The organism is Citrobacter sp. FP75 (assembly GCF_018342065.1).
Taxonomy (GTDB): domain Bacteria; phylum Pseudomonadota; class Gammaproteobacteria; order Enterobacterales; family Enterobacteriaceae; genus Citrobacter.
In genome coordinates this window covers 1-15670 of the sequence record NZ_JAFDOE010000014.1, presented here as the reverse complement: position 1 = coordinate 15670, position 15670 = coordinate 1, and the positions used below count along the sequence as shown (strand labels likewise).

The following is a 15670-nucleotide window of genomic DNA, read 5'->3' as shown; positions in this document are numbered from 1 at the left end:
ATCAACCTCCTGCAATAACCTGAAAAAGCAGGATCTGGTCGCCTTCCTGCACGATTTGCTGTTCCCACTGCTCGCGCGGCAGGATTTGTCGATTGAGCGCCAGCGCGGCTCCCGGTTTGTGCTGATCAAGCGCAGTGAGCAGTTCGCTGACGGTTTGCCCGTCGGCGCACAGCATCGGCTCATCATTGAATTGAATTTTCATGCCGCCCTCCGCATACCGGGCAGCCGCTGGCACGACGCAGCGCGAGGCTGCGCCACTGGCTAGTTTTACCGTCAAACAAGCGAAGTTCGCCGCTCGGTGTGTCGATACCGCTTAGTAACTTAATGGCTTCCAGCGCCTGCAAAGTGCCCATGATGCCAACGACCGGGCCGACGATACCGGCGGTGCGGCAGTTGCGCTCGGGCTCTACATCGTCCGGCCACAGGCAGCGGTAGCAGCCTTGCTCCCACGGCGGCGTCAGCACCATTAGCTGGCCGCCAAAGCCGACGGCGCTGGCAGTAATCAGCGGCGTATTCAGCGCTACGCAGGCGGCGTTAATGTCCTGGCGCGTGGCCATGTTATCGGTACAGTCGAGCACCACGTCGGCTCGTGCCACCGCATGCCGGAGCGCATCGCCTTTCAGTCGCTGCTGGAGCGATACCAGTTCGATATCCGGGTTAAGCCGCATCAGCCGCTGCTGGGCAACCTGTGATTTGGAGCGTGCGATATCATCGGTGGTAAACAGGATCTGCCGTTGCAGATTACTCAGATGCACGTCGTCATCGTCAACCAGCGTCAGTTTACCGATGCCAGCCCCCGCCAGATACAGCGCGGCAGGCGAACCAAGACCACCCAAACCGACAATCAGCACGTGGCTTGCATTGAGCTTTTGCTGGCCCTCAATGGCAATATCACCGAGCAGGATCTGACGGCTGTAGCGCATGAAATCGCGGTCATTCATCGCCGACTCCTGCAAGTGAGAGCAGCTGCGTCGTGGCATCGCGCCAGTCAGCCGCCTGGGTGATGGCACTGACCACGGCGATGCTGCCTACGCCGGTTGCCAGAACCGCCGGGGCGCGCTCAAGACTGATTCCGCCGATGGCAACGGTGGGGTAATCCGTCAGTCGTGCAATATGGCTTGCCAGCTGCACCAGCCCCTGCGGGGCGGAAGGCATCTGCTTGGTTTGCGTGGGGAAGACATGACCCAGCGCGATGTAAGAAGGGCGAGCGGCGAGCGCCACGTCGATCTCCATATCATCGTGGGTGGAAACGCCCAGGCGTAACCCCGCCGCCTGAATTGCCTTCAGATCGGTGGTTTCGAGGTCTTCCTGGCCCAGATGTACACCGTAGGCGTTATGTTTGATTGCCAGTCGCCAGTAGTCGTTGATAAACAGGCGGGCGTCATAGCGACGCCCCAGTTCAATGGCGGCAATGACGTCGGCTTCGACCTCGTCATCATGCTTATCTTTGATGCGCAGTTGGATCGTGCGCACGCCCGCCTCCAACAGGCGTTCAATCCATTCAACCCCGTCCACCACCGGGTAAAGCCCGAGACGGAATGGCACGGTCGGGAAATCAGGCTGGTACATTACGCCTCCTCTTTCTTGAGGTAGATTTCACCGCCTTTGGCGCGGAAGTTCTCCGACATATCCGCCATCCCCACTTCAATAGTCTGCGCGGCGGCGTAGTCGCGCACTTCCTGGCTGATTTTCATTGAGCAGAACTTCGGCCCGCACATGGAGCAGAAATGGGCGACCTTGCCGGACTCCTGCGGCAGGGTTTCATCGTGATAGGCGCGGGCGGTGAACGGGTCGAGCGCCAGGTTAAACTGGTCTTCCCAGCGGAATTCGAAGCGCGCTTTCGACATCGCGTTATCGCGGATCTGCGCGCCAGGATGGCCTTTGGCTAAGTCAGCGGCGTGGGCGGCAATCTTGTAGGTAATCAGTCCCTGCTTTACGTCCTCTTTGTTCGGCAGGCCAAGGTGCTCTTTTGGCGTGACGTAGCACAGCATCGCGCAGCCAAACCAGCCAATCATCGCCGCACCGATACCGGAAGTGAAGTGGTCATAGCCCGGCGCAATGTCGGTAGTCAACGGCCCTAAGGTGTAGAACGGCGCTTCGTGGCAGCTATCCAACTCTTCGGTCATGTTGCGCTGTATCATATGCATCGGCACATGCCCCGGGCCTTCAATCATCACCTGCACGTCGTATTCCCAGGCGATTTTGGTCAGTTCACCCAGCGTATGCAGCTCGGAGAACTGCGCTTCGTCGTTGGCATCCTGGATCGAACCTGGACGCAGACCATCACCTAATGAGAGTGAAACGTCGTAGGCGGCACAGATTTCGCAGATTTCACGGAAATGTTCGAACAGGAAGTTCTCTTTGTGATGGGAGAGGCACCATTTCGCCATGATTGAACCGCCGCGCGAGACAATGCCGGTCAGGCGTTTGGCAGTCATCGGCACGTAGCGCAGCAGCACGCCCGCGTGGATGGTGAAGTAGTCGACGCCCTGCTCAGCCTGCTCCAGCAGCGTATCGCGGAACGCTTCCCAGGTGAGATCTTCGGCGATCCCGTTGACCTTCTCCAGGGCCTGGTAGATCGGTACGGTGCCGATCGGTACCGGGCTGTTACGCAGGATCCATTCGCGGGTTTCGTGAATATAGCGTCCGGTGGAGAGGTCCATCACCGTATCTGCGCCCCAACGGGTCGACCACACCAGTTTTTCCACCTCTTCTTCGATAGAGGAAGTGACCGCCGAGTTACCGATGTTGGCGTTGACCTTCACCAGGAAGTTACGTCCGATGATCATCGGTTCCGATTCCGGATGGTTGATGTTGGCAGGAATAATCGCGCGGCCAGCGGCCACTTCATCTCGCACGAATTCCGGGGTGATATTTTCCGGCAGGCGAGCGCCAAAGTTCATGCCCGGATGCTGGTGGTGCAGCACTTCACTACGAATACGCTCGCGACCCATGTTTTCACGGATGGCGATAAACTCCATTTCCGGCGTCACGATCCCCTGACGGGCGTAGTGCAGTTGGGTGACGCAGTTACCGGCTTTAGCGCGTTTTGGCGTCAGCAGGCCGGTGAAACGCAACTCATCCAGACCATCGTCGGCCAGACGCTCTTTGGTGTAAGCGGAGCTGCGGTCGTCTAACTCTTCGCTATCGTTACGCGCGGCAATCCACGGCTGGCGCAGCTTTGCCAGCCCCTGCTGGACGTTAATCGCCACATCCGGATCGCCATACGGACCGGAGGTGTCGTAAACCGGGATAGCTTCGTTCTCTTCGAACTGTGGAGTATCTTTTGAACCGCCAATCAGCGTCGGGCTAAGCTGGATTTCGCGCATCGGAATGCGGATATCTGGTTGTGAACCGGTGATGTAGATGCGTTTTGACTCAGGAAAGGCGGTCCCTTCCAGCGTGTCGATAAAGTGTTGGGCTTGCGCGCGCAGTTCGCGGCGTGATGGTTTAGTAGTGGCAGACATAGCTCATTCCAAAAAAGTAAGGATATGGCTTGTCAGACGACGGATGAAGCAAGAGAGAAGCTCGCCCGGGGGCGATGCTATTGCAGATTGACTCTTGTTCCCTTCGCAGGTTTTAACCTGATCAGGTTCCGCGGATCCCGAATTAACGGTCTCAGCCTTTTCCACGTCATCCTTCGCGCTGCCTCTTTGTTGGCTTCGTCTGCTCACTCCAGTCACTTACTTAGGTAAGCTCCTGGAGATTCACTGACTCGCCGCCTCGACGCATCACGAATGCTTTTGTGGAAAATAAGCACTCCGACAAGAAGTAACCTCAGTAAAGAGGTAATGAATGTAAACTACGCGTTAATGCCGCAAATCTCAAGCAGGGCGTTTGATCATTGCGTTGTCGTGCATCGCATCAAACACCAGCATAATCAGCTTGTCTTCCAGGACAAACCGGGCCTCCAGCGCCTCGCCGAGATCTGACAATGCCTGTTGAAATTCCAGGTAATTATCGTGATCAATCGCGTTTTCCAGACTGGAATCATAGTAGTCCATGATCAACTGCGTGTTGGCTTCCAGTAATGGCCAAATTTTTGTGGCTTTTAAAAGCTGCCCGTTCCCTTCCAATTTATGCAGAATACGTTCATAAATACTGAAGTGTCCGGTGGAGAGGTAGTCGACCAGGCTCTGACAAAAATCATCCAGCGCTTTTTCATTGAGCCGCATGTACGATTCTTTGCCAGGCTTAATGCCAACCAGATTGTAGTAAGCCGCGAGCAGGTGCTTACGTACATGTAGCCAGCGATCAACCAGTTTATTACTTCCTCCGACGTGCTCCGTCAGGCTTTCCAGCTGGTTTAGCATGATTGACTCCGCAAAATGGTGTTTAGGAACTGCTCACCGATAAATGTAAAAATAATGTAAACAACATGCCTGTGAAGCAAAGGTTGCGCAAGAGATATGGATCGTATAATTGAAAAATTAGACAGCGGCTGGTGGATCGTCAGTCATGAGCAAAAATTATGGTTGCCTCGTGGCGAACTGCCTTACGGTGAAGCGGCAAGTTTTGATTTAGTCGGCCAGCGGGCACTTGCGATAGGCGAGTGGGAGGGCGAAACCGTCTGGCTGGTACTGCAGCAACGTCGCCATGATATGGGTTCGGTGCGTCAGGTTATCGATCAGGATGTCGGTCTGTTTCAACTGGCCGGGCGAGGTGTGCAACTGGCGGAATTCTACCGCTCGCATAAATTCTGCGGCTACTGCGGCCATCCTATGCACCCGAGTAAAACCGAATGGGCAATGCTGTGCAGCCACTGCCGTGAACGTTATTACCCGCAAATTGCCCCCTGCATTATTGTCGCTATTCGCCGTGATGATTCCATTCTGCTGGCTCAGCATGTTCGCCACCGTAACGGTGTACATACCGTGCTGGCCGGTTTTGTTGAAGTGGGGGAGACGTTAGAGCAGGCGGTTGCGCGGGAAGTGATGGAAGAGAGCGGTATTAAGGTGAAAAACCTGCGCTACATCACCTCCCAACCCTGGCCGTTCCCGCAGTCTTTGATGACCGCGTTTATGGCAGAGTATGATAGCGGAGAGATTGTTATCGACCCGAAAGAACTGCTGGAAGCAAACTGGTATCGCTACGATGATTTACCGCTGCTTCCCCCGCCAGGCACCGTCGCACGTCGATTGATTGAAGATACCGTGGCAATGTGTCGGGCTGAGTACGAGTAAAGAACGAGTGATGATACACTGATGGACTGACGCAATAAGGAACTGCAAAAATGACCGAACTGAAGAACGATCGTTACCTGCGTGCGCTGCTGCGCCAGCCCGTTGATGTCACTCCGGTATGGATGATGCGCCAGGCGGGCCGCTATCTACCGGAATATAAAGCCACGCGTGCCGAGGCGGGCGATTTTATGGCTCTGTGCAAAAACGCCGAGCTTGCCTGCGAAGTCACGCTGCAGCCGCTGCGTCGCTATAAGCTTGATGCGGCAATCCTCTTTTCGGACATTTTGACTATCCCGGATGCGATGGGACTCGGGCTGTATTTTGAAGCTGGCGAAGGCCCACGCTTTACCTCTCCCATCACCTGTAAGGCCGATGTAGATAAACTGCCGATCCCGGATCCAGAAGGTGAACTGGGCTACGTGATGAACGCGGTGCGCACCATTCGCCGTGAACTGAAAGGCGACGTGCCGCTGATCGGCTTCTCTGGTAGTCCATGGACGCTGGCGACTTACATGGTGGAAGGCGGCAGCAGCAAAGCGTTCACCGTGATTAAAAAGATGATGTACGCCGATCCAAAAGCGCTGCACCTGTTGCTTGATAAGCTGGCGAAAAGCGTCACGCTGTACCTGAACGCGCAGATCAAAGCGGGCGCGCAGTCGGTGATGATATTCGACACCTGGGGCGGCGTGCTGACCGGGCGTGATTATCAGCAGTTCTCTCTCTACTACATGCACAAAATTGTCGATGGTCTGCTGCGTGAAAACGACGGACGCCGTGTGCCGGTAACCCTGTTCACCAAAGGCGGCGGACAGTGGCTGGAAGCGATGGCGGAAACCGGCTGCGATGCTCTGGGTCTCGACTGGACGACAGACATTGCTGATGCGCGTCGTCGCGTAGGTCATAAGGTTGCGCTGCAGGGCAATATGGACCCATCCATGCTGTATGCGCCAGCGGCTCGTATTGAAGAAGAAGTCGCCACGATACTTGCTGGCTTCGGCGAGGGTGAAGGCCATGTCTTTAACCTTGGACATGGTATCCACCAGGACGTGCCGCCAGAACATGCGGGCGTCTTTGTGGAGGCGGTACATCGTTTATCTGAACAGTACCACCGCTAAGGCGTGACTATGGATCTCGCGTCGCTCCGCGCGCAGCAGCGTGAACTGGCTTCTTCAGTGATCCGCGAGGATCGCCTGCAGAACGATCCGCCAGATCTGATCGCCGGGGCGGACGTGGGGTTTGAGCAGGGCGGAGACGTGACGCGAGCCGCCATCGTTCTACTGAAGTACCCTTCGCTTGAGCTGGTTGAATACAAGGTGGCGCGCATCGCCACCACCATGCCGTATATCCCCGGTTTTCTCTCTTTTCGCGAATATCCTGCGCTGCTGGCAGCGTGGGAGCAGCTTTCGCAGAAACCTGACTTAGTATTCGTTGATGGTCACGGCATTTCCCATCCGCGCCGTCTTGGTGTCGCCAGCCATTTTGGTCTGCTGGTGGATGTCCCGACGATTGGCGTGGCGAAAAAACGGTTGTGCGGCAAGTTTGAGCCGCTCGCTGCCGAACCCGGAGCGTTAGCGCCGTTGCTGGATAAAGGCGAACAGCTGGCGTGGGTCTGGCGCAGCAAAGCACGCTGTAACCCGCTATTTATCTCTACCGGCCATCGCGTGGGCATGGACAGCGCACTGGCGTGGGTACAGCAGTGTATGAACGGCTATCGTCTGCCGGAACCTACGCGCTGGGCGGATGCGGTGGCATCCGAACGCCCGGCTTTTACGCGGCTTGCAGCAAAAATGCCCCATATCGGGTAAACTGCGACTAATTTCCGTATTCGAGAACTCATCATGTTACAAAACCCGATTCATCTGCGTCTGGAGAAGCTGGAAAGCTGGCAGCACGTCACCTTTATGGCCTGTCTGTGTGAGCGCATGTACCCAAACTACGCCATGTTTTGCAAGCAAACTGAGTTTGGTGATGGGCAGATTTACCGCCGAATTCTGGATTTAATCTGGGAAGTCCTGACGGTCAAGGATGCGAAAATCAATTTCGACAGCCAACTGGAAAAGTTTGAAGAGGCTATTCCGTCCGCAGACGATTACGATCTGTACGGCGTGTATCCGGCAATTGATGCCTGCGTTGCCCTGAGCGAATTAATGCATTCACGCCTGAGTGGTGAAACGCTGGAACACGCGATTGAAGTCAGTAAGGCGTCTATTACCACCGTCGCGATGCTGGAAATGACCCAGGCCGGTCGCGAAATGACCGATGAAGAGCTGAAAGAGAACCCTGCTGTTGAACAGGAATGGGATATTCAGTGGGAAATATTCCGACTTTTAGCCGATTGTGAAGAACGCGATCTTGAGCTGATAAAAGGGCTGCGTGCAGACCTGCGCGAGGCTGGCGAGAGCAATATTGGTATAATTTTTCAGCAATGACACCACAAAACGTGATTTATCGCCTGATTTGTCGTGCCTGAAGGCTTCCCATCCGCCCCCCGTCTGGTCTACATTTGGGGGGCGAAGAAAAGTGGCTATCGGTGCGTGTATGCAGGAGAGTGCTTTTCTGGCATTTCCGTCGCACTCGATGCTTAGCAAGCGATAAACACATTGTAAGGATAACTTATGAACAAGACTCAACTGATTGATGTAATTGCAGACAAAGCAGAACTGTCTAAAACACAGGCTAAAGCTGCTCTGGAATCCACTCTGGCTGCTATTACTGAGTCTCTGAAAGAAGGCGATGCTGTACAACTGGTTGGTTTCGGTACCTTCAAAGTGAACCACCGCGCTGAGCGCACTGGCCGCAACCCGCAGACCGGTAAAGAAATCAAAATCGCCGCAGCTAACGTACCGGCATTTGTTTCTGGTAAAGCACTGAAAGACGCGGTTAAGTAATTCGCGTGGCAGTGAACAGTTTTATCGAAGGGGCGGTTTCGCCCCTTTTGTCCATCTGGCGTCATACGCTTTGGCTTTCAGGTGTTCTGTTGCTGTCTGCCTGCAGTCGCCATTCTGAGCTTCCTCCGTTCACGGCCAGCGGTTATGTTGGCGATCAGGGAGCTGTACGCGTCTGGCGTAAAGATTCCAACGATGATGTTCATCTGCTCTCCGTTTTTAGTCCGTGGCGTAGCGGCAGTACCACCACCAGTGAATACCGCTGGCAGGGTGATTCCCTTTCTCTGATCGAACTTAACGTTTACAGCCAACCGCCGGAGCACGTTCGTATCCGTTTCGACGATCGGGGTGAACTGAGTTTTATGCAGCGTGAGGTCGACGGTCTTAAGCAGCAGCTTTCCAGCGATCAAATTGCGCTCTACCGCTATCGTGCCGATCAAATCCGCCAGACCAGCGATGCGCTGCGTCAGGGACGGGTGATATTGCGTCAGGGGCGTTGGCATGCGAATAACACGGTCACGACCTGTGAAGGCGAAACGCTGAAGCCCGATCTGGAAGCGTGGGCGATAAACCATATTGAGCGCCGCCAGAGTCATTCATCTGTAGAGGTGAGCGTGGCATGGCTGGAAGCGCCCGAAGGATCTCAGCTACTGCTGGTCGCCAACGAAGATTTTTGTCACTGGCAGCCTACAGCCAAAACCTTCTGAAAACCTGATGGCAGGTAATCGGTAGGCCGGATAAGGCGAGGCTGCCATCCGGCAAATTCGTTTACCAGTGGCCCATTCCCATATGACCACCGCCGCGATGGTTACCGCTACCGCCGCATCCGCCGTAGCCCATTCCAGCCCCGCGAGGCACGCCCGCCTGCGCCATTGCGACATCGCGTTTAACACGCTGCTCGTCCAGTGACTGATTCAGAGACTCCATCTCTTTTGCCACCGCATTAATTTTTGCAGTGTCCGGCGAACTGGCCGTTAACAACGCGTTGTATTCGTAACGTTTGGATGTCAGCTGTTGGCGTAACGCGCTGGTCTGCGCGTAGTAATCATCATAGATTTTCTGGGCTGCAGCCTGCTGCTCGGTGGTCATTGGCGTACCCTGCTGCCACATTCCCTCACCATTGCCCCAGTGATGCTGCGCCAGCGCCGGGGTGGAGCCCAGAGCTATAAGAGAGAGTGCAATCAGCGCCAGTTTGTTGTTCCGTTTCATTGTTCGTTATCCTGTTGGTTAGCTTACTTTCCCTTTTGCATCTTCCGTGCCAACCTGAACGTCCTTGTGCTACGGGGAGCGCGTGGCGGCCATCAGGCTGTAAGCGAGTAAAAATGACTCGCCAGAACGGTACAGTGGGTCATTTTTACCCGCCAGTTGCCGCGGTTTGTGCCTGAGGACAGGGTTCTCAGGGCGAAAAGATGGCATGATTTCTGCTGTATACCTGAAATGAAGAAAGGAAACGGTGGATAAAGGAAGAACGTATGCGTCTTGATAAGGATACGGTGGCTAAGTGGCTGAGTCGGTTATTACCGGCGGCGATCCTGATTTTGGTGGGATGGTTTTCCATCATGACCATTCGGGACTATGGTCGGGAAAGTGATGCCGCCCGACAAACGCTACTGGAAAAGGGAAGCGTGCTGATCCGCGCCCTGGAGTCTGGTACGCGCGTGGGCATGGGAATGCGTATGCATCATGCTCAGCAACAGACGCTGCTGGAGCAAATGGCGGTACAGCCGGGCGTGCTCTGGTTTGCTGTCGTTGACGAGCATGGTGTCATCATCACCCACAGCAATTTCGCGATGGTTGGTAAAACGCTCTATTCACCGGATGTCCTACGCCAGTTAAATCCTGGAGAACAAGAAAGCTGGCGGCATATCGAGATCCCTACAGGGGAGGATGAAAAAACGCCAGCTCTGGAGATTTATCGCCAGTTTCAGCCGATGTATGGGGCCGGGAGGCACGGTATGGCGCGTTGCTCCGGTAATGACGATCACGCCAATACGCCCGCACAAACCATATTTATCGCTTTTGATGCCAGCGAGCTGGCTGCGACTCAGGCCAGAGAGTGGCGTAACACACTGATTGTCCTGTCTGCGCTGGCGGCGGTGCTGCTGGCCACCGTGCTGACGTTTTTCTGGTATCAGCGCTATCAGCGTTCTTATAAAGAGCTGCAGGACGCGATGAAGCGTAAAGAAAAACTGATGGCGCTCGGGCACCTGGCAGCTGGGGTTGCGCATGAAATTCGTAACCCGCTTTCGTCCATCAAAGGTTTAGCGAAGTATTTTGCCGAACGAACCCCGGCAGGAGGCGAGTCGCACGAGCTGGCACAGGTGATGGCGAAAGAGGCGGACCGCTTAAATCGGGTAGTGAGCGAACTGCTGGAACTGGTAAAGCCCGCGCATCTGACGCTACAACAGGTGGATCTCAATGAGGTCATCACCCACTCTCTGCATCTGGTAAGCCAGGATGCTCAGAGCCGGGAAATCCAGCTGCAATTTACGCCGAATACCTCGCTGTCCGCTATTCAGGCCGATCCCGACCGGCTGACGCAGGTTCTGCTCAATCTTTACCTGAACGCCATTCATGCGATTGGTCGTCAGGGGGCGATTACGGTTGAAGCGAGTGAAAGCAGCGCCGATCGCGTTAAAATTGTGGTGGCCGATAGCGGGAAGGGGATTGCGCCCGACCAACTGGAGGCTATTTTTACCCCTTACTTTACGACGAAGGCAGACGGTACCGGGCTGGGGCTGGCGGTGGTGCGGAACATTATCGAGCAGCACGGCGGCACCATTCAGGTGGCAAGCGCTGAGGGCAAAGGCGCGACCTTTACCCTTTATCTGCCGATCAAAGCGAAATCACAGGATTGACAAGGATGACACGCGGAAAAATCGATATTCTGGTTGTGGACGATGACGTCAGCCACTGCACTATTTTGCAGGCGCTGCTGCGCGGCTGGGGCTACGACGTTGCGCTGGCCTATAGCGGGCGAGAGGCGCTGGATCAGGTGCGTGAACACGTTTTTGATTTAGTGTTGTGCGATGTGCGTATGGCCCAGATGGACGGCATCGCAACGCTGAAAGAGATCAAAGCCCTGAATCCGGCGATTCCGGTGCTGATCATGACCGCTTTCTCCAGCGTGGAGACTGCCGTTGAGGCGCTAAAAACCGGGGCACTGGACTACTTAATCAAACCGCTGGATTTTGACAACTTGCAACACACGCTGGAAAAGGCGCTGGCGCATACGCGGGAAACGGGCGTTGAACAGTCGTCGGCGTCGGCTGCACAGTTTGGCATGATTGGCAGCAGTCCGGCGATGCAGCACCTGCTTAACGAAATTGCCATGGTTGCGCCGTCGGATGCCACAGTGCTCATTCACGGAGACTCCGGAACCGGCAAAGAACTGGTGGCCCGGGCGCTACACGCCAGTAGTGCCCGCCGCGATAAACCGTTAGTGACGCTCAACTGCGCGGCGCTCAATGAATCGCTGCTGGAGTCCGAACTTTTTGGTCACGAGAAAGGTGCGTTTACCGGGGCGGATAAACGCCGGGAAGGGCGCTTTGTGGAAGCCGACGGCGGCACGCTGTTTCTTGATGAGATTGGCGATATTTCACCGCTGATGCAGGTGCGTCTGCTGCGGGCGATCCAGGAGCGTGAAGTCCAGCGCGTGGGCAGTAATCAAACCCTTGCTGTAGATGTCCGACTGATCGCCGCCACGCATCGCGATCTTGCGGAAGAAGTCAGCGCCGGGCGCTTTCGGCAGGATCTCTACTATCGCCTGAACGTCGTCACCATTGAAATGCCTGCATTACGTCAGCGTCGGGAAGATATCCCGCTACTGGCCGGGCATTTTCTCCAGCGTTTTGCTGAGCGTAACCGCAAAGTGGTGAAAGGTTTTACGCCGCAGGCGATGGACCAGTTGATCCACTACGACTGGCCGGGAAATATTCGCGAACTGGAAAATGCGATTGAGCGCGCGGTGGTCTTGCTGACGGGGGAATACATTTCCGAGCGCGAGCTGCCGCTGGCGATTGCCGCGACGCCGATAAAAGCAGAGAACAGTCTGGAGATCCAACCGCTGGTAGATGTCGAAAAAGAGGTGATTTTGGCGGCGCTGGAAAAAACGGGCGGCAACAAAACCGAAGCCGCCCGTCAGTTAGGCATCACGCGTAAAACGCTGCTGGCCAAACTCAGCCGTTAGTTTTGCTCACGCTCGATGGCGCGCCAGCCGATATCGTTGCGGCTAAAGCTGCCGTTCCAGCGAATATCGGTCATTAACGCGTAAGCGCGCTTCTGCGCTTGTGCAACGGTATGACCCAGCGCGGTTGCGCACAGAACGCGGCCCCCGTTGGTCAGCACGCGATCGTCAGCGGACATTTTGGTTCCGGCATGGAATACTTTACCGTCAGCGACTTCTTCCAGAGGCAGGCCGTGGATCTCATCGCCCGTGGTGTAGTTGCCCGGATAACCACCGGCAGCGATCACCACGCCCAGCGCGGCGCGCTCGTCCCACTCGGAGGTTTTCTCGTCCAGCTTACCGTCGCAGGCGGCCAGACACAGCTCCACCAGGTCCGATTTCATACGCAGCATGATTGGCTGAGTCTCCGGATCGCCGAAGCGGCAGTTGAACTCAATAACCTTCGGATTGCCCTGTTTGTCGATCATCAGACCGGCGTACAGGAAACCCGTGTAGGTGTTACCTTCCGCGGCCATGCCTTTTACGGTTGGCCAGATGATGCGTTCCATGGTGCGCTTGTGCACTTCATCGGTCACCACCGGGGCAGGCGAGTAAGCACCCATCCCGCCGGTGTTCGGGCCGGTATCGCCATTGCCCACACGCTTGTGATCCTGGCTGGTGGCCATCGGCAGCACGTGCTCGCCGTCGACCATCACGATAAAGCTCGCCTCTTCACCGTCGAGGAACTCTTCGATAACAATACGGTGGCCCGCATCGCCAAAAGCGTTGCCTGCCAGCATGTCATGCACGGCAGCTTCGGCTTCTTCAAGCGTCATTGCCACGATAACGCCTTTACCCGCAGCCAGGCCGTCGGCTTTGATGACAATCGGCGCGCCTTTCTCGCGCAGGTAGGTCAGCGCAGGCTCGATTTCCGTGAAGTTCTGGTATTCCGCCGTCGGGATGTTATGACGGGCAAGAAAATCTTTGGTGAAGGCTTTGGAACCTTCCAACTGTGCGGCTCCTTCGGTTGGGCCGAAGATTTTCAGACCGGCGGCGCGGAAGGCATCGACTACGCCAATCACCAGCGGTGCTTCCGGACCGACAATAGTCAGATCGATCTTCTCGTTCTGGGCAAAACTCAGTAGCGCCGGAATGTCGGTCACAGCGATAGCCACGTTTTGCAGCGTGGGTTCCAGCGCGGTTCCTGCGTTGCCCGGCGCCACAAAGACGGTAGAAACCTGCGGTGACTGGGCTGCTTTCCAGGCCAGAGCGTGCTCGCGCCCGCCGTTGCCAATAATTAATACTTTCATCGTCTACTCCGTGGATTAATGGCGGAAGTGGCGCATGTCGGTAAAGATCATCGCGATGCCGTGTTCATCGGCGGCGGCAATAACCTCGTCATCACGAATGGAACCGCCAGGCTGGATAACACAGCTCACGCCAGCGGCGGCTGCGGCATCAATCCCATCGCGGAACGGGAAGAAAGCGTCGGATGCCATCGCAGAGCCTTTTACTTCCAGACCTTCGTCAGCAGCTTTAATCCCGGCTACCTTCGCGGAATAGACGCGGCTCATCTGGCCTGCACCTATGCCGATCGTCATGTTCTCTTTGGCGTAAACAATGGCGTTGGATTTCACGAATTTCGCCACTTTCCAGCAGAACAGCGCATCACGCAGTTCCTGTTCGGTGGGCTGACGTTTGGAAACTACGCGCAGCTCAGCTTCACTCACCATGCCCAGGTCACGGTCCTGAACCAGCAGGCCGCCGTTAACGCGTTTGAAGTCCAGGCCCGGAACACGATCTGCCCACTGACCACAGGTCAGGACACGAACGTTCTGCTTAGCCGCAGTGATCTTCAGCGCTTCTTCAGTGGCTGACGGTGCGATGATCACTTCAACAAACTGGCGGGAGATAATGGCTTGTGCCGTTTCAGCATCCAGTTCGCGGTTAAACGCGATGATGCCGCCGAATGCGGAGGTGGGGTCGGTTTTATACGCACGGTCGTAGGCATCGAGAATAGAAGAACTTACCGCCACACCGCACGGGTTGGCGTGCTTGACGATCACGCAGGCCGGTTCGTTGAACTCTTTTACGCACTCCAGCGCCGCGTCGGTATCGGCGATGTTGTTATAAGAGAGCGCTTTACCTTGTACCTGCGTTGCGGTGGCAACGGAAGCCTCTTTAACATTCTCTTCTATATAGAAGGCAGCCTGCTGGTGGCTGTTCTCGCCGTAGCGCATATCCTGCTTCTTAATGAAGTTCAGGTTCAGGGTTCGTGGGAAGCGGCCAGCAGCTTCTTTGCTTTCACCGTGATACGCCGGAACCATGCTGCCGAAGTAGTTGGCAATCATGCTGTCGTAAGCGGCGGTGTGTTCGAAGGCTTTGATGGCGAGATCGAAACGAGTGTCGAGGGTCAGAGAACCTTCGTTGGCATCCATCTCTTTAATAATGGCGTCGTAGTCGTTGCTCTTCACTACGATAGCCACATCTTTATGGTTCTTGGCGGCAGAGCGCACCATGGTCGGGCCGCCGATATCAATATTCTCTACCGCATCTTCCAGCGAGCAGTCAACGCGGGCAACGGTCTCGGCGAACGGATACAGGTTAACAACCACCATATCGATAGGCGCGATACCGTGCTGTTCCATAATGCCGTCATCCTGACCGCGACGGCCAAGAATGCCACCGTGGACTTTTGGATGTAGGGTCTTCACGCGTCCATCCATCATTTCCGGAAAACCGGTGTAATCGGAAACTTCGGTCACTGGCAGACCTTTCTCTGCTAACAGGCGTGCTGTGCCACCTGTAGACAGCAGCTCCACACCGCGTGCGGAAAGTGCCTGAGCGAATTCGATAATACCGGCCTTGTCAGAAACACTGAGCAGAGCACGGCGGACTGGACGACGTTGTTGCATGGTAAATCCCCTGGATTTGACTATTACAGAGAGCGTTAGATGAATTCTTGGTGAAAAACTCAGCTAACGCCCCTTACGGGGCATCTTTGTTTTGCCGCAGCATTGTAACGAAAACGTTTGCGCAACGCTCGCGAATTTTTCTTTTTCAATTTTGCCCTTCGTTTCAAGTGCTGAAGATTGTACGCATATAGAAAGGATCGCAGAAATGACGGGGCTGTTTGTGGATAACTCTGTGCGTAAATGGGTATAAGGCAGGGTTTTGCTGTGGAATGCAGCAGTCAGTCATTTTTCTGTCATTTAAGGGTTGCGGGCAGCGGGAAACTCCCTATAATGCGCCTCCATCGACACGGCGGATGTGAATCACTTCACACAAACAGCCGGTTCGGTTGAAGAGAAAACCTGAAAATAAGGGGTTGACTCTGAAAGAGGAAAGCGTAATATACGCCACCTCGCAACGGTGAGCGAAAGCCGCGTTGCACTGCTCTTTAACAATTTATCAGACAATCTGTGTGGGCACTCGAA

16 protein-coding genes are annotated in these 15670 nt (G+C 55.4%); 8 read left to right on the top strand and 8 right to left on the bottom strand.

All coding sequences use genetic code 11. The features are described 5' to 3' along the window. Window position 1 precedes the first annotated feature (1 nt). The 5 genes from thiS to rsd form a co-directional block, all read right to left on the bottom strand. Window positions 2-202: a sulfur carrier protein ThiS gene (gene thiS / locus JQ822_RS23395; protein WP_213135422.1), complete on the bottom strand. Its 201-nt coding sequence runs from the start codon at window positions 200-202 to the stop codon at window positions 2-4. Beyond that, the gene (locus tag JQ822_RS23390) at window positions 183-941 is read right to left on the bottom strand and encodes a HesA/MoeB/ThiF family protein (protein ID WP_213135421.1); all 759 of its coding nucleotides are present in this window, start codon (window positions 939-941) and stop codon (window positions 183-185) included. The genes thiS and JQ822_RS23390 overlap by 20 nt, the downstream gene beginning before the upstream one ends. Next, window positions 934-1569 carry a thiamine phosphate synthase gene (gene thiE, locus JQ822_RS23385; RefSeq protein ID WP_213135420.1) on the bottom strand — a complete coding sequence of 212 codons (636 nt, stop codon included), beginning with the start codon at window positions 1567-1569 and terminating at the stop codon, window positions 934-936. Before thiE ends, JQ822_RS23390 begins: the two co-directional genes overlap by 8 nt. Next, the gene (gene thiC / locus JQ822_RS23380; protein ID WP_213135419.1) at window positions 1569-3467 is read right to left on the bottom strand and encodes a phosphomethylpyrimidine synthase ThiC; all 1899 of its coding nucleotides are present in this window, start codon (window positions 3465-3467) and stop codon (window positions 1569-1571) included. Before thiC ends, thiE begins: the two co-directional genes overlap by 1 nt. 357 nt (window positions 3468-3824) lie before the next feature. Continuing rightward, complete coding sequence (gene rsd, locus JQ822_RS23375; RefSeq protein WP_213135418.1) at window positions 3825-4313, bottom strand: sigma D regulator; 489 nt, start codon at window positions 4311-4313, stop codon at window positions 3825-3827. 96 nt (window positions 4314-4409) lie between these two features. Between rsd and nudC the strand changes: the two genes are divergently transcribed. The 6 genes from nudC (at window position 4410) to JQ822_RS23345 (ending at window position 8775) form a co-directional block, all read left to right on the top strand. Then, on the top strand, window positions 4410-5183 hold the full coding sequence (gene nudC, locus JQ822_RS23370; protein ID WP_213135417.1) for an NAD(+) diphosphatase: 774 nt from the start codon (window positions 4410-4412) through the stop codon (window positions 5181-5183). A 50-nt stretch (window positions 5184-5233) separates the two neighbouring features. Next, entirely contained in the window at window positions 5234-6298 is a 1065-nt protein-coding gene (gene hemE, locus JQ822_RS23365) for a uroporphyrinogen decarboxylase (RefSeq protein ID WP_213135416.1), read from the top strand. Window positions 6299-6307: 9 nt separating this feature from the next. Continuing rightward, window positions 6308-6988, top strand: coding sequence for a deoxyribonuclease V (gene nfi / locus JQ822_RS23360; protein ID WP_213135415.1), 681 nt, complete (start codon window positions 6308-6310; stop codon window positions 6986-6988). Window positions 6989-7021: 33 nt separating this feature from the next. Beyond that, window positions 7022-7612 (top strand): YjaG family protein, encoded by a 591-nt coding sequence (locus JQ822_RS23355; RefSeq protein ID WP_213135414.1) that lies wholly within the window; start codon window positions 7022-7024, stop codon window positions 7610-7612. Window positions 7613-7798: 186 nt separating this feature from the next. Continuing rightward, complete coding sequence (hupA, locus tag JQ822_RS23350) at window positions 7799-8071, top strand: nucleoid-associated protein HU-alpha (protein ID WP_001044509.1); 273 nt, start codon at window positions 7799-7801, stop codon at window positions 8069-8071. 11 nt (window positions 8072-8082) lie between these two features. Then, a complete protein-coding gene (locus JQ822_RS23345) occupies window positions 8083-8775 on the top strand; it encodes a DUF1481 domain-containing protein (RefSeq protein WP_213135430.1) in 693 nt (230 codons plus the stop codon). Between the two features lie 61 nt (window positions 8776-8836). Here the strand turns inward: JQ822_RS23345 and zraP are convergent, their stop codons facing one another. Continuing rightward, complete coding sequence (gene zraP / locus JQ822_RS23340) at window positions 8837-9277, bottom strand: zinc resistance sensor/chaperone ZraP (RefSeq protein ID WP_213135413.1); 441 nt, start codon at window positions 9275-9277, stop codon at window positions 8837-8839. 263 nt (window positions 9278-9540) lie between these two features. Between zraP and zraS the strand changes: the two genes are divergently transcribed. Both zraS and zraR read left to right on the top strand, forming a co-directional pair. After that, window positions 9541-10926 carry a two-component system sensor histidine kinase ZraS gene (zraS, locus tag JQ822_RS23335; RefSeq protein WP_213135412.1) on the top strand — a complete coding sequence of 462 codons (1386 nt, stop codon included), beginning with the start codon at window positions 9541-9543 and terminating at the stop codon, window positions 10924-10926. A gap of 5 nt (window positions 10927-10931) precedes the next feature. Beyond that, window positions 10932-12257: a sigma-54-dependent response regulator transcription factor ZraR gene (zraR, locus tag JQ822_RS23330; RefSeq protein WP_213135411.1), complete on the top strand. Its 1326-nt coding sequence runs from the start codon at window positions 10932-10934 to the stop codon at window positions 12255-12257. On the opposite strand, the gene purD is transcribed toward zraR, so the two are convergent. Together purD and purH are read right to left on the bottom strand one after the other, a co-directional pair. Then, window positions 12254-13543: a phosphoribosylamine--glycine ligase gene (purD, locus tag JQ822_RS23325; protein WP_213135410.1), complete on the bottom strand. Its 1290-nt coding sequence runs from the start codon at window positions 13541-13543 to the stop codon at window positions 12254-12256. The two genes, zraR and purD, sit on opposite strands and share 4 nt — an antisense overlap. A 15-nt stretch (window positions 13544-13558) precedes the next feature. After that, entirely contained in the window at window positions 13559-15148 is a 1590-nt protein-coding gene (purH, locus tag JQ822_RS23320; protein ID WP_213135409.1) for a bifunctional phosphoribosylaminoimidazolecarboxamide formyltransferase/IMP cyclohydrolase, read from the bottom strand. Between the last annotated feature and the right edge of the window lie 522 nt (window positions 15149-15670).

Excerpts from the sequence above, each read along its gene's own strand:
- thiS (WP_213135422.1), bottom strand. The coding sequence starts at position 202 with ATGAAAATTCAATTCAATGATGAGCCGATGCTGTGCGCCGACGGGCAA.
- JQ822_RS23390 (WP_213135421.1), bottom strand. The coding sequence starts at position 941 with ATGAATGACCGCGATTTCATGCGCTACAGCCGTCAGATCCTGCTCGGT.
- thiE (WP_213135420.1), bottom strand. The coding sequence starts at position 1,569 with ATGTACCAGCCTGATTTCCCGACCGTGCCATTCCGTCTCGGGCTTTAC.
- thiC (WP_213135419.1), bottom strand. The coding sequence starts at position 3,467 with ATGTCTGCCACTACTAAACCATCACGCCGCGAACTGCGCGCGCAAGCC.
- rsd (WP_213135418.1), bottom strand. The coding sequence starts at position 4,313 with ATGCTAAACCAGCTGGAAAGCCTGACGGAGCACGTCGGAGGAAGTAAT.
- nudC (WP_213135417.1), top strand. The coding sequence starts at position 4,410 with ATGGATCGTATAATTGAAAAATTAGACAGCGGCTGGTGGATCGTCAGT.
- hemE (WP_213135416.1), top strand. The coding sequence starts at position 5,234 with ATGACCGAACTGAAGAACGATCGTTACCTGCGTGCGCTGCTGCGCCAG.
- nfi (WP_213135415.1), top strand. The coding sequence starts at position 6,308 with ATGGATCTCGCGTCGCTCCGCGCGCAGCAGCGTGAACTGGCTTCTTCA.
- JQ822_RS23355 (WP_213135414.1), top strand. The coding sequence starts at position 7,022 with ATGTTACAAAACCCGATTCATCTGCGTCTGGAGAAGCTGGAAAGCTGG.
- hupA (WP_001044509.1), top strand. The coding sequence starts at position 7,799 with ATGAACAAGACTCAACTGATTGATGTAATTGCAGACAAAGCAGAACTG.
- zraP (WP_213135413.1), bottom strand. The coding sequence starts at position 9,277 with ATGAAACGGAACAACAAACTGGCGCTGATTGCACTCTCTCTTATAGCT.
- zraS (WP_213135412.1), top strand. The coding sequence starts at position 9,541 with ATGCGTCTTGATAAGGATACGGTGGCTAAGTGGCTGAGTCGGTTATTA.
- zraR (WP_213135411.1), top strand. The coding sequence starts at position 10,932 with ATGACACGCGGAAAAATCGATATTCTGGTTGTGGACGATGACGTCAGC.
- purD (WP_213135410.1), bottom strand. The coding sequence starts at position 13,543 with ATGAAAGTATTAATTATTGGCAACGGCGGGCGCGAGCACGCTCTGGCC.
- purH (WP_213135409.1), bottom strand. The coding sequence starts at position 15,148 with ATGCAACAACGTCGTCCAGTCCGCCGTGCTCTGCTCAGTGTTTCTGAC.